Annotated in this window: 11 protein-coding genes; 1 reads left to right on the forward strand and 10 read right to left on the reverse strand. The window is 53.9% G+C overall.

All coding sequences use genetic code 11. The annotated features are described in order from the left end of the window. The 8 genes from B145_RS25060 to B145_RS0109100 all read right to left on the reverse strand — a co-directional run. The coding region (locus B145_RS25060; protein WP_018606800.1) for a carbohydrate ABC transporter permease at window positions 1-836 on the reverse strand (836 nt) is incomplete at its 3' end. 12 nt (window positions 837-848) lie between these two features. Continuing rightward, window positions 849-1802 carry a carbohydrate ABC transporter permease gene (locus tag B145_RS0109070; RefSeq protein ID WP_018606801.1) on the reverse strand — a complete coding sequence of 318 codons (954 nt, stop codon included), beginning with the start codon at window positions 1800-1802 and terminating at the stop codon, window positions 849-851. Window positions 1803-1901: 99 nt separating this feature from the next. Continuing rightward, window positions 1902-3155, reverse strand: coding sequence for an ABC transporter substrate-binding protein (locus B145_RS0109075; protein ID WP_018606802.1), 1254 nt, complete (start codon window positions 3153-3155; stop codon window positions 1902-1904). Window positions 3156-3308: 153 nt separating this feature from the next. Next, the gene (locus B145_RS0109080; RefSeq protein WP_018606803.1) at window positions 3309-4199 is read right to left on the reverse strand and encodes a glycoside hydrolase family 16 protein; all 891 of its coding nucleotides are present in this window, start codon (window positions 4197-4199) and stop codon (window positions 3309-3311) included. After that, the gene (locus B145_RS25065; RefSeq protein ID WP_157288340.1) at window positions 4196-6436 is read right to left on the reverse strand and encodes a glycosyl hydrolase; all 2241 of its coding nucleotides are present in this window, start codon (window positions 6434-6436) and stop codon (window positions 4196-4198) included. The genes B145_RS0109080 and B145_RS25065 overlap by 4 nt, the downstream gene beginning before the upstream one ends. Window positions 6437-6550: 114 nt before the next feature. Continuing rightward, window positions 6551-7249, reverse strand: coding sequence for a putative glycoside hydrolase (locus B145_RS0109090; RefSeq protein WP_157288341.1), 699 nt, complete (start codon window positions 7247-7249; stop codon window positions 6551-6553). Between the two features lie 168 nt (window positions 7250-7417). Beyond that, the gene (locus tag B145_RS0109095; RefSeq protein ID WP_018606806.1) at window positions 7418-10852 is read right to left on the reverse strand and encodes a hypothetical protein; all 3435 of its coding nucleotides are present in this window, start codon (window positions 10850-10852) and stop codon (window positions 7418-7420) included. Window positions 10853-10976: 124 nt separating this feature from the next. Then, window positions 10977-11915, reverse strand: coding sequence for an SHOCT domain-containing protein (locus B145_RS0109100; RefSeq protein WP_018606807.1), 939 nt, complete (start codon window positions 11913-11915; stop codon window positions 10977-10979). A 650-nt stretch (window positions 11916-12565) separates the two neighbouring features. Here B145_RS0109100 and B145_RS0109110 point away from each other — a divergent pair. Then, complete coding sequence (locus B145_RS0109110) at window positions 12566-13603, forward strand: LacI family DNA-binding transcriptional regulator (RefSeq protein ID WP_018606809.1); 1038 nt, start codon at window positions 12566-12568, stop codon at window positions 13601-13603. 7 nt (window positions 13604-13610) lie between these two features. On the opposite strand, the gene iscX is transcribed toward B145_RS0109110, so the two are convergent. Further along, window positions 13611-13805, reverse strand: a complete 195-nt coding sequence (iscX, locus tag B145_RS0109115; protein WP_018606810.1) for a Fe-S cluster assembly protein IscX — start codon at window positions 13803-13805, stop codon at window positions 13611-13613. Next, complete coding sequence (gene fdx, locus B145_RS0109120; protein WP_018606813.1) at window positions 13802-14143, reverse strand: ISC system 2Fe-2S type ferredoxin; 342 nt, start codon at window positions 14141-14143, stop codon at window positions 13802-13804. Before fdx ends, iscX begins: the two co-directional genes overlap by 4 nt. Window positions 14144-14151 lie beyond the last annotated feature (8 nt).

Raw genomic sequence — 14151 nt, forward strand, 5'->3', positions numbered from 1 at the left:
TTCACCGCACCTGCGGTCAATCCGGAGATCAATCGCTTGGACGCCATCACGAAGAGGATCATCAGTGGCAGCACGGCCACGGCCGAGCCTGCCGAGATCGCCCCGTAAGGGGTCTGGCCGGTGCCTTGCAGCGCGCGTAGCGCCAGCGGGATGGTGTACATGTCCATGTCACGCATCACGACCAGGGGGCCCATGAAGTTGTTCCAGGACCCGATGAAGGTCAAGAGCCCCAGGGTGCCCAGTGCCGGTCCAATCAGGGGCAGGATGACCCGGAAGTAGATGCCGAACTCACTGCAGCCATCAATGCGGGCGGCGTCGATCAGTTCCTTCGGGATCGCGGACTCGATGTACTGGCGCATCAGGAAGATGCCGAAGGCACCCACCATGGCCGGCACGATCAGGGCCTTGGGTTGGTTCATCCAGCCGATCCAGCTCATGGTCAAGGCGGTCGGGATGATGCCCACGAAGGAGGGCAGCATCATGGTCGACATGATCAGGCCGAAGATCAGTTTCTTGTAGCGGAACTGGTACATCGCAAAGGCGTAGCCGGCGAGCGAACAGAAGAACAGGTTTGCAGCCGTGGTGGCAATGGCGATGTACACGCTCCAGCCGATGTTGTGCCAGAACGCAGGCAGACGCCCGAGCAAGTCGTTCCAGTTCTCAAAGAAGTGTGTGCCAAACCACAGGGGTGGGGGCACCGAGAGGATCTCGGTGTTGGTGTGGGTAGCGAACACGAACATGAACCAGAACGGGGCGAACATCATCACGCCGCCAACGGCGATGATCAGGTAGGCCAACAGGATGGGCAGGCTGGGTAGAGAGATTTTCGATTTCATGATGGGCTGCTCCTATTCCTTGCTCGCCAGCAGCTTGTTGTTGATCACGGTGAGGACGACGATCAGGGCAAAGACCAGCCAGGCAATCGCAGCAGCGGTGCCGAAGTCGTTATCCATGAAGCCGGTGCGATACATGTGCATGGCAACGGTCAGGCCCGCCATATCCAGGCCGCCCGAACCGCCGGTGATGATGAAGGGCTCTTCAAACAGCTGCAGGTTGCCGATGATGGTGAAGGTCACACACATGAACATCATGGGCTTGAGCAATGGCAAGGTAATGAAGCGGAACTGTTGCACGCGGGTGGCACCATCCATGGTGGCCGCTTCGAACAGATCCTTGGAAATGGTTTGCAGGGCGGCCAGATACATCACCGTGTTCCAGCCCACATAACGCCACCAGACCACAAAGGCAATCATCGGCTTGATGTACTGCGGTTGGCCCCAGTCAATGTTCTGCGCCGGGAACAACCAACCGATCACCGGGGTGTGAGACATCCCGGTCAAGAAGCTGTTGACCGCACCGAAGTCACGCGAGAACAGCGTGGTGAAAACCAGGGAAATCGCCACCGACGAAGTGATAAAGGGCAGGAAGTAGACGCCCACCACGGTGTTGCGCATACGCCCAAAGACCGTATGTAACAGATACGCCAGGGGCAGACCAATCAAATGCTGTGGCAACCCGGAAGCCAGCCCCAGCCAGACGGTGTTGTACAAGGCTTTCCAGAAATAGTCATCCTGAGTCAGGATGTAGGTGTAGTTCTCAATACCGACCCACTTCATCGCCTCCAGGCCCATCGCAGGGTCCCATTGGTGGAAGGATAGGTAGACCGCAAACAGCAGCGGGAACAGCCCGAACAGACAGAATATGATGAAGAACGGGCTCACGAACACATACGGCGCCCAGTCACGACCTTTCAGACGCTTGCGGCGAGGGGCTACTGCTACAGTGGGTGCTCGTTCGCTCATCGCAGAAATACTCATTGCTTGATTACCGATACATTTCAAATGTCATACTTATTTCCAGGCGGGGACTGGTCCCCGCCCTGCTTCATGCGCCAAACCAGATCAACGGCGGGCCCGCTTGGTAATCAGCGTCTTGGCATCCGTCAATGCTTGCTTGATGTCTTTGTTCTGCTCCAGCACCTTTTCCAATTCCGCGTTCACAATTTCCTGTGCCAAAGTGTCATATTTGTCGACATCGGTTGCCGGAATCTTGTTGGCCGCCACGCGCCACAACTGGCGAGCTTTTTGGCCACCAAGGAATTCGACCGGCTCATCCACAAAAGGATCGCTCTGTGCCTCAATCAACGCGGGGAAGGCATCAAGCTTGCGGAATGCGGTAATCTGCTGAGCCTTGTCCGTCGTCAGATATTTGATGAATTCCCAGGCTTCCGGTTTGTGCTGTGCTTTAGTCGGGATGGCATAGAAGGAACCGCCCCAGGACGCAAACGCCCCACCCGGCAATTGCGCGGAACGCCACAACCCCTTGGTATTGGGCGCCAACCAACTTTCAAGGTGACCGGCCAGCCATGCCCCCATCATCTGCGTGGCAATCTGGCCCCGTTTGAAGCCTTCGGACCATTCGTTGGACCATGCGCCAATCTTTCCATCAATACCAGCAGCATGTGCAACCTTGGCCAACTCGAAGGCCTTTACAAAGCGAGGCGAATCAACAATTGCCTTGCCTGCCTTGTCAAAAAAGATACCCTCTCCGTCACGCAGGTTGGAACGGATATAGATGGCCTCCAAATCCGCCGCAGCGGCCAACATGTATGCCCCCGTACTGGCCTTGACCTTCTTGCCTGATTCGATGAAAGATTCCCAGCTCTTGGTTAGGTCTTCTTCCTTGACGCCAGCCTTGTCCATGATGTCCTTGCGATACAGCAAGGTGCCCGGCCCGATATCGACAGGGATGGCTGCCAGACCACCATTGGGCATCACCGCCTGGGCAACGGCAAAGCGTGCAAACTTATCTTTGAATTGCGTCGCGTTGTAAGGCGGCTTTGAGAGATCTTCCAAGCCGCCAGACTCTGCAAAGCGGCCAATGAATCCAACTTCCAGCGCCATGACATCCGGCAGATTTGAGCCCGTCGCCATGGAGGTCGTCATGGCAGTATGGTGATCAGCAAAGGCTAGGCTCACGAGCTTGATATCCACATCTGGGTGGAGCTTCTTGTAGGCCGGAATGGCGGCTTTAACCCCCGCATCCAAAGACGGAAATGCAGCCACGGTAATCGTGGTCGCAGCCCCCGTGACCGAACATGCCAAACTGGTCAGCACTGCCACAAAACCGGCTTTCAACGCGAACGTATTCTTCATGCTTGTCTTCCTTTGGTGTTACTGCAATGAGTTAATTCGAGCTTCCAACAAATGGAAGCGCTTTCATTTCTAATCTAACAAACAGGTCCATGCGTGCGGGTACGCAGACCCGTCAATAATTTCCGTGTCAGATGCAAATTCATACGAAAGCTTTCAGGAAGCCGGGGCTTGATAGACACGAACATATTCAACCTCCATCTTCACAGGAAAGATGCTGTTATCAACCGAACCACCCAAAGTTCCGCCGATCGCCAGATTCAAGAGCAGGTATTGTGGCTTGTCAAAAGGCCATGCACCATAGCCGGAGCCAGGATTGGCATATTGGAAGTAGTTCGTGTTATCCATGCCAAAAAGCACTCTGTCATGCGTCCAGGTCAGTTGGTAGTTGTGGAATGCATCACAGGCATCTGCAACCGTTGTGCTACCACCACGTTGCAGACCATTGCCTCCGTTATACCAACCGGTGTGCACCGTTCCCAGAATCACCCCTTTGTTCTTTCCGACATGCTCCATGATGTCCAGCTCACCATCATCCGGCCATGCTCCACCTGTGCCGAGCATCCAGATGGCGGGCCAAGTGCCCAGCCCACACGGCAGCTTCGCCCGGATCTCAAAAAAGCCATACGTCCAGGATGCCTTGCCACGCGTCACTAGGCGAGCGGAGGAATAGGCCTGCCCACCCCAGTCAGATAATGTATTCAAACTTTCATGCAGGGCGGTGATGCTCAGTTTGCCATTGGCAACACTGGAATTTTCCAGGCGAGCATTGCTGTAGTACTGCAACTCGTTGTTGTACCAGCCTGCAGCATTGCGTGCGCTGTCATAATCCCATTTGCTTGCATCCGGCAGACCGGCCTTGTCAAATTCGTCAGACCAAACCAGCGTCCAGCCACTGGGGACACCGCCTGTTGTCACGGAATTCGTGGTGTCAGTCCCTGAGGAGCCACCCCCTCCCCCACCACCGCCACACGCCCCTACCAGTGATAACAGCAGACATGTAGTCATCACACGGGTGATTGAAGCCCCTTTGCTAAGCTTGATCATGGCAGCACCTTTTCCATCTGCTTTAGAGAACGGGCGGGAACAAGCATCTGAACACCGTCACTAAAGTGAACAGTACGGGCTTTCGGCTGCACGTTGTAGGCCACATAAACGCGTTTGCCATTTGAATTTTTGAATACGGCATAGAGCACACAATCAGCTTGCACACCAAAATCCGGGCGCCCCATTTCAGACAGACTGACCAGCCAATGATAGGTGTGGCTCCGCGTTTCACCATCCTCTACCGGACCATTCTGGTTCCATTGTGCCAGTGCAGACTTGGCATTATTTAAAGCAGCGTAAGACAGTAGAATATCCTGCCAGATATCTTTAGGCGCCTTGCCATCCCGTGCAATGAACTTGGTGAATTCACGGTCCATCGCAACCAAATTGCGTTGAATATAGTCTGGATCAGTCCCCAGGTAGAGCGATGACGCGGTAATTGGCAACATGTTGATACCATGTACTTCACGTGGGTCTTCCGTCCACCAGGTGGTATGAACATACTTGTCCCCCCAGACCATGGCTGCTTCCACATTGCCGTACTCGCGGTCAAAAACCTGATGATGAAGATCGAACCAGTAATGCTTGAGTGCTTCGACTTCCGTGGTATAGAGGTAAATGCCTGCGTCGCGGAGACGCTTGTTGCCAGTCGCTTCACCCCACAAAATCATCCCAGCCCAGGCATTGATGGCTTCGGAAGAAGACTCCTGATTGTTACCGTCATAAAACGGAACAGTTCCTGAAGCCCAGGAATGCCCTTCATAGGGATCGAAGTTACGCAGGCGAATAAATTTGTTGTTGGCCGCATCGGTATTGGCAATGTCGGCAATCATCATCTCCACCATCGCCCCCCACTGGCCTGTTGATGCCCAGACTGGGTCACGCAAGGCCACTTGGGCAGACGCGTAGATCCAATATCCATAATGGAAATGGTGATCGTTCATCTGCTCGGCTGAGCCGAATTCATCCGGGTAGCCGATCAAACTACCAATCTTTGGGTTGTAGTAAAAATAGTGCTCAGTCGTATCTGCGGGGCCGAACCATGTTTGCAGGCGCTTTTTCAGTGCGGCAAGAATTTCGTCACGCAAAACCAGATTGCCTTGCTGCTCAGCGACGTTCATGAGCTGCACCGCCCGGTTCAAGCCTTTGCCTTCCCAATAAGTGCCACGGTTACCCAACAGATGCTCTGCACCAAATTTGCTGTCTTCTGCGATAAAGAGATCCAGCTTGCTACGCTCGGCAGCCCCTTGCAAAGCAGGCCACAGCGGTAAGGTTCCATGATAAGCAAATCGGGTTTCAAAGCTTGTTCCTGCCACCAGTTTGAGTTGGCCACGAATCGACTCATAGGTATAAGGCAAGGCCATCTTGAGTACAGGATTGTTAAACCACTGATGCGGATACAGTGCGAAAAGCGTCCCCTTCTCTCCCCCTTCCATCACATCGGTCTTGGCTGCGAAACGGGTGATCAGCTCGCTACGCTTCTCATCAAAATTCCAATCGACTTTCGTATCGACAATAAACGCATAGGCATATTGCGCAAACTCTTTGACTATTGCAACATCCGCCCTGGGAAGAACGGCAACCGAGAAATAATCCTTACCTCTCGGCAGCGTCAATTCAAAACCATCTTCGCCCTGCGCTTTCCAGCTTGCGCCACTTGGAGCAAAAACTGCGAAGTTTCGGTTATCAATGGAAATGCCAATTGTTTTTTGGTCTGCCGAACGATAGAACTCCTTGACGTTTTCGCTGGCCTTGAAACTGACGCGTTCTGCACTCGTGTGGAAATAGCTGTAGGGGCTCCCGTGGGCAATCGTGGCCTTGAAATACTTGTCGCCATCGGGCATCAGAATGTCAATTGCCCAATCAGAGTGTTTACCAAGCTGCGCCTGACGCGGTGTTATGCCTTCGGGTTTTACCACCAGCGTGCTGCGATGCGCGGCGACAATATCATTTTCTTCGCGCGAGCCATTCATCACCGCTTCACGAACAGGGAGGTCAATCTGAAAACCATCCGGGTGTGGGCGATATGAAGCAGGCTGAGCATACAGTGGTTGTGGCCATTGGTTGAACACCAGGGAGGAATACCACTTATTGGTAGGCACCGGGCCATTGGAATAGGTGGAAGCAACTGGTTCGCGCTCGCCCCCCAGAGCCAGTTCGGTGGCATATCCTCCCTTGCCGACACGTACCGTTTGTGCCTGAGCGGAAACCAGCCCCAACACCAGCATTATTCCCATCAGCCATCCCGCAACTCTGACTCGCGCCTTCATCTGCTCCACCCGATTACCAAGAGTTTCTCCGGAACGCCCCCGCATCCCGGAGCAGATCTTTACAAGATCAATGTATGCAGATCAGTTGCCACATTTCATTGCCACATCGGCATCTTTGGCAGCACCCGGCACATAACGCACATCGGCAATCGACATGGCAAACGCCTTGTTGGTAAAGATCAGCCAGGGAGTATTGACGACTGCAAATTTCGCGCCGCCCTTCTCAAAACATGCCAGGGGCATTTTTACGGTGGTGAGTTTTTCAAGTTCCAGCTTTTTGAAATAGTCGGTGGTATCCACCACGCCCATGCAGGGATAACGGCAATCTACGCGCATTACCACCTGGTCTTCAGGCGCTTTGTGAATCACAGCGTCAAACACCAATGCACCATTGGCTTCCAGATAGTCAAATTGGTCATTGGTGGTTTTGGATTGGGAATAGATCTGCCCCGTGCCGCCCGTCCAGGTTACCTTGACCCCGCTCTTGGCCCCCACTTTGGTCGGCTCCGCCTTGATGGTCCCTGCATCCATCGCCCCCAGGCCATTCTTGGGAATGATGAAGGCCCAGTTTGCAGGCGTGCCCAGATACAGCACATTGGGCGCTACGTTGCCTTGCTCGTTATACACGGACAAAGGCGCCAATACGCCTGGTTGTGCCTCAGCAGCAGGCGCAGCAGATGGGGTTACCCCACCCGTACCCGCACAAGCGGAAAGAAATGCAAATGAAAGCGCAGACAAAGCAAAACAGGCACTGCGGCAAGACATAACTGTAGCCATCATGACCTCCTCCTATATATATCAGTTATTTGCTTAAACATCGTTTTAAAACGATTCGTTTAGCAATTTGGTTTATGAGCAGATTAATGAAAGGCCTTTCATTTTGCAAGTAGGTTTGTACCTATACTCCGCAATTTGTCTAGGCTTTTCGGCAGTTTTACAACACCATCGTTAAGCTAGTTTACGAAAGCAAGTGAAACTGGGGACTTCAACCGCTACTGCGCGAAGCTTTCCTGCATGCGCAAACAATGCTTGCGATGCCTCAGAAGGGATTACCGCACCAAACAGCGGCTGCTGCGAGCCATCATGATGTTTCAGCGTTACCTGTATGGCGTCGGCAGTTTCACTGCGACGTATCACGAATGGAACCTGATACCAGGTAAATGCCAATGACCCCGGCTCCACAGCAAGCTCCTGCCACTGCTCAAAGGTATCGAGGTAGCGCAAAACAGCTGGCTCGGACTGAAACTCATTGACATCCAACAGAGCTGGATTGATGAAAACGCTTCCATTCATCACGGACAAGCCCAGCTCCGCTTGACGAGTAATCACTTCCTCTTTGACCTGCCCTGTCATCCCCGGCTGCTGTGCGCCTGCGTGACCAGGGGTGTGCGAATAGGGGTCACAGGGAAAGGCACCGTATTCTGAAGGACTCTTGTTAAAACCAATCCCTTTCCGGATGCGGTAATACATCTCACCCAATTTGTGCTGAATCGCCGGGTCTTCGCCCTGCGCATGCGCAGCAAAAAACACCTCTTGCGCTGCCAGCAACAGCTTGGACACCATGTGCCAATAGATACAGCCACGCCCTTCAAAGCCAAACATCGTACCGGAGCGCCCTGTGAAGCGTTTGTGCTGGAAGACATCCTCGTACAGAGCTTCGATGGCTTGGCAGGTTGCCGCATCCAAATCTTGATAATCTTTTGCCAATGCAGCAAGAACGGGTTGCATGGCTTTGGCATTATCAACACTGGCCGCAAACCGATAAATACCCTCTGCATCCTGGAGGATCAGTCGCTTATCTGCCTGCTGCAGCATCTGCTTGAACACAGGAATGGCAAGCACCCTGTCTTCGGGAATCCGGTTCTTGGTCAGGAAAGAGCTTCCTGCCTCATCTGGATACAGCATAAAGCTGGCCTGATCTTCCCGATACATGGGCGAAGCAAATAGCGCTTCGAGCAGGTTCAGCGCCTCCTGTGACGACAGCACCCCGGATGACAATACCGCCACCTGCCCTTCGAGCATGGGGTAGAGGTGCCCCACCTGCAAGGAACCTTCTGTACTCAGCAGAAGGTTGTAGGCATGATACAAACCATCATCGCGCCGATTGGCACGGATCGATACGTCCAACACCTGCAAAGCCGCGTCCAACAAACCTTGCAACTCTTCACTAGCAAGCGTTGTGCGTTCCGCAAATGTTTCAGCGCTGTAAATCCTTGCCCGATAGTCACTACTGGCATGCCCCAACGCCTGGAACAGCGCATATTGAGCAGCCTGATCCCAACACCCGGTTTTGATGTGCTGTTGTGCGGTTTTTAAAGCCTCGGCACTGGTCTTGACCCAAGCAGCAATCTCTGCCGTAAAGGCAAATGATTCTGATACCCCGCCCAGCAACTCCTGCAAGCACGTCACATAGCGACGCATATAGCATAAAGTCACCATTGACAGGCCCGTGCCCACCAATGCGTTATTGGCATCGTTCCACTCGGGGCGCTGTGTGTTCATCCAGATACCACCACCAGGCACCAGATTGCCTAGTTTGGCAAGCAGCGGCACAAACAGTTTTTCTGCCAGGCCGACCAGATAGACTTCGCCTTCACCGGCCTGTATCAAGCGCCCATCGGAGCCCATTGAGTCGCAGCGCTTTGCAATGCGATCTGCCAAGGCGTGGTCGTAACGCACAGTCGCTTTGCTGTCACGCAACTGGCTTGCAAAATCAGCAATGCGATAAGGAACATTGGCATAACAGAAAACAGCCTGCCCCAGCAACTCTCGCAGGCGAGACGGATAATGCCTTTGGCACAATTCAAGCAGGCGCAGCAAATAGTTGATCTGATGATCGCCCCAATAGCCGATATTGGACCACGGGTCTTCAGGATCATCTTCTTCCCAATCGATGCCATCCTGACTGATACGGTAAGGATTGTAGCCATCCAGCGTCGACGCATTCACAAACTTGGCGATCACATGCTCGGCATATGCTGGATAACTCAACAGCAACGCTTCCCAATTCTGGAAGATGTCCCGCCAATTGCCTTGATAGGCCAAGCGCCGATGCCCGGCCTCATCCTTGAGACGAATCGCAAAATGATTCCAGGGGCGGCTTGGGTCTCCATGCCGACGACTAAACGCCAGCGGCAGATACTCCATCAACAAGCGCTGCAACTGGGCATCGCCTTGCGCACGCACGGTATTTTCCAGCTCTGCCAGCGACAATCGATTTGATAGCGCTTTCATAACACTACTGTATTTGAGCGAAATGGCGTGATTACGTAGCGCCAGATTCGACAAAAAGTCATCCAGATCAATCTGATACTGGTCCGGAAACACCCCACCACGCATGATGTTGAACAGCACGTTTGCAGTATGGTGTACAGACAAACTTGGGTCTGCCACGCACTGAAAGGCATCCGCCCGCGCCAACAGATCGCACAACCCTGCCCGGTCTTCCGCCAACGCACGCGCCACATTGGCAGCCACAGCCTTGCGATCATTCAACTTTTGGCGCAATGCCACAACATCCGCCTGCGTCTTGGCTGTATCCACCACGATCTGCCACGAGCAGCGCTGCCCTGCCTGTAAATCCACCGCACTTTGCAGGAAATAGGCACCCCGCACACCACGGCGGATTAAGCTTTCCGCCACTTCGTCTCCGGCGCGAATGGCAGCAAAATCTGACGCGGCCAAACGGATTTGGGCCCCTTCCAGGCCCAAACCAAAAGCGCAAGTAGCTTCCAGCGATTCGGACGGCTCTGCCCGGTCACTGATCTGGGCGTACAAGGCATACATGGCCAAACCGGTTGACGCATCCAACTCATTCCACTTGTAGGCATCCACCAGATTGCTCGACGAGCTTTGTAACGCACGCGGGGTGCCTGAAGGCAGCAGATTCTGGATGCCATCCAGGATCTCAAGCTTCATCGCACCCGCCAAAGATTCGACCCATGCCGTGCGCACAAAGCCGTAGTCACCCGCCGCAGCCCATGAATAGGAAAAACGTAACTGGAGACTTTGATTTTCTTCTTCAAATATGACGCGGGCACCCATTTCATCTTTGTACAGGGTGCGGCAGATCTGATACTTGTCGGATTGATCCGCGTTGAAGGGTTCCCAGTCCTGGCGGCCTGAATCGGTCAAGACACGGATCAATGTGCGGCTGCCGGTATGCGTGGCCGAGATGTGGATCTGATCCACCGGCACATAGGGGAAGATCGCCTTCTCCGGCTGCACGCGTCCGGCGGTCAGCCCGCCCGTTGAGGAGAGGAACATCCATAGGTCACTGGAAGAGACCAGTGACATAAAAAACGGCGGCATGCGATCCACATCCTTGATCGCATAAAAACGCTCGCCATCGATCTGTACAAAACATCCACTTGGAATAGTCATCACAAACCTGTAATGAAACGAAAAATTCTTATCCGCTCGCCATCGAACCATTACCGAAGCACTACGCAGGCGGCCTCGCCCGAAGGCAGGCCGCCTGATTCACGTCACACAGCAAACACAGTGATCACAGATTACGCAGCACTTCGGCGCGCTTTTGCTGATACTCGCTATCGCTGATCAAGCCCTTCTCGAATAGGCGCTTGAGTGTAGTGAGCCGCTCTTCAGCATTGCCCGGTACGGCAGGCGCAACAACAGCCGGGGTTGCGGGCGCAGCTTGTGGTGCAGCAGGGGCAACAGCAGCAGCTGGCGCCACAACAGGTTGCACGGCGGCAGGTTGTGCTGCAGTACGGCCCGTATCTTTCTTGGTAGCGGCCTTTTCAGTCGGGCTGGGCAGCTGGGTCAGATCCAGTGCCAACCAGTCAGGGCGCAGCAATTGTTCCTTGGAACTCACCCCACCGGTCAGCTCGACTCGCCCCGAGACCTTGGAACGCGTGCCCGGATTCATCGGCTGGAAGGGCTGCATGCCCGAACGCACCGCCAACAGGGCGTCGGACAATTGTGTACCGATCAGGATGTTTAAACGCCCACCTTCTACAAAGATGCGGCCGGAGTTGACCATCTTTTGCCCAAGCAAGCCAAAATCCATGTGGCGCACGGCAGTACGGAACACGAAGTCCTGGTCCGCGCTGGCAACTGCCAGGGCGCCACTGGCAGCACGCGACAAGCGCAATACTTCTTCTTCGTTGAAGAGCTTGCGCGTCTCGCCTGCTGTCTTACAGGTCATGCGCAAAAGAACCTCGGCCAACTGCTCTGCATTAATCTGCACCGGATGCGCATTGGGCTTGCCTGCCTCCTTGGCATCACGCTTGACCAGTTGCACATAGTCCCAATCGCTCCACTTGAGCTGCTGGGTCGGCTCCTGTAGCCAAGCATCCATATCCGGCTCACTGGCCTTGAGCAAACTCTCCAAATCCAAAGTGGCGGCATGGGCCTGCATCACACCACACTGCAAAAACAGGCCCAACAACAAGGCACATACGTGCTTTCCCGAAACTTTTGCCATTCTTACAACTCCTCTACCGGTCTTGTATCAATGCGGACAAACGTCACCCCTGATCGGAACAACGCAACCGGAGTCAGTCTATCTCAAGCGGCGCCGAATGAATGATTGTTAGCGTATTGGAAGCGCTTTCAAATTGCAAGATGGCGATTCTATGAATGGTTAAAATATTCTTATCGACGTAGAGATCAAAAATCTGTCCGAACATCAGGCGGCAATACTATGAAACCGCCCAGATATTTGACAAATATCCTTTATTATCATTAAATTACTAGCCTAAAATCAGCTTAGACGTTCTCCGTTATAGATTCACCCGAATCTGCTGTCCGCCTGTCTCTTGCGGTAAGGCGTGGCTTTTCGCTATAAATCAATCAAAAAACTGAATTTCAGATATGTAAGCGATTTCATTTATTCTTCTCATATAAATACTCACACTTTTCCTATGCCCACGCCCAAATGTACCCACCGCAGCCTAGGGCTTTCCCGTAAAATCCGGGGGCAGAGATGGAAGTGAGTCATATTTATCGCGTTCTGAAAGCGCCTAGCTTGATATAACCAACAGCAGCCTGTGCCTCAAACGTGGATGATCTGTCATAAGTTCTTGTCAACAAGACGAAAACCCAAAAATTAACAAACACTTAACACATCAAGTCATGCCGCACAATTCCGACCCGGTGGAAATCGATATTCCTGAAAACGTAACGCTTGAAGTCGTTGCCCGCGTTGCCGGAGTATCCCCCGCCACGGTCTCACGCATACTGAATGGCACGGCCCGCGTCAGTGACCGCAAGCGTACCGCCGTGTTAAGCACCATCAAGCGCCTGAACTATCGCCCTAACGCTTTGGCACGAGGTTTGGCGCAAGGGCGAACCAACAGCATCGGCGTACTCACCCAGGATATTGCCAGTCCATTCTATGGCGAGGCCTTGCGTGGCGTGGAAGATGCCCTTGCGGGCACGGGCATGATCCCCTTGTTTGCCAGTGGTCATTGGAATCTTCAGGACGAAGTTGAGCGGATGGAGCATTTGCTCTCACGCCGCGTTGATGGTGTCATTGTGCTCACCGGCAAGCTCAGTGACGCACAGATTCTGGATTACGCCAACACAGTGCCCATCGTCGTGACGGGACGACAACTGACGGGGCCAAACGTTATCAGCCTGAGCGTAGACAACTTTCTCGGCGCGCAGATGGCAACCCAGCACCTGATTGATTGGGGCCATACACGCATCGCCCACGTCGCAGGCCCGGCAGACCATATTGACGCCATCAACCGCCTGCGCGGGTATCGGCAGGCTCTGGAAGACGCGGGAATACCCTTTGACCCGGATCTGGTCGCCCATGCGGACTTTCATGAACCAGGCGGGGTGCTGGCCATCAATCAGCTCTTGGCTTCACGCCGCTCGTTTACAGCAGTGTTCGCCTCAAATGACCAGAGCGCATATGGGATTCAGCTTGCCTTGTCACGCCATGGCATCCGGGTACCGGATGACATATCCGTGGTAGGCTTCGACGATCTGCTGGTCTCCAGCTACATGGTGCCACCGCTTACCACCATCCGACAGCCCGTCAATGAGATGGGGGTAGCAGCAGCCAAGGCTCTGGTAGCCATGATCAATGGTATTGCTTATGACGCAAGCCTACCCGCGCCAGAGCTGATCGTGCGCGCCTCATCACGCCTCCTGAGGCGCTGACGGGGCGTTACTCCAGCTCTTCTATCCACGCTTCCTGGATTGCTTCCAGAATGCGCTCCCCGCAATGGCTGCGCTCGCCTTTGAATCCGGGCAAAGCCATTGTCCAGTTCATGAGGTCGACAAAATTGACCTTGTTCGGATCAACATCGGGGTATGCCTCGCTCAAGGCAATCGCAATTTCCAGCGTATCGGTCCAGTTCATCGCTTACCCTCCCCTACCATGTTGACGGTATAGCGCGGAATTTCGATCACGAGTGGAGTTTCCCCCACCTTTGCCTGACAGGACAGACGCGAGCAGGGTTCCAGCCCCCAAGCTTTGTCGAGCAGATCTTCTTCCAAATCCTCAGCCGGTTCCAGCGAGGAAAAACCTTCCCGCACCACAACGTGACAGGTCGTGCAGGCACAGGATTTCTCACAGGCATGCTCAATCTCGATATCGTTTTCGAGAAGCGCATCGCAAACACTCTGCCCTGGTGCCGCTTCAATCACCGCACCATCCGGGCACAACTCACCATGAGGCAATACAACAATCTGAGTCATGACAAAAG

Origin of the sequence: Uliginosibacterium gangwonense DSM 18521 (genome assembly GCF_000373965.1) — a bacterium.
GTDB lineage: Bacteria > Pseudomonadota > Gammaproteobacteria > Burkholderiales > Rhodocyclaceae > Uliginosibacterium > Uliginosibacterium gangwonense.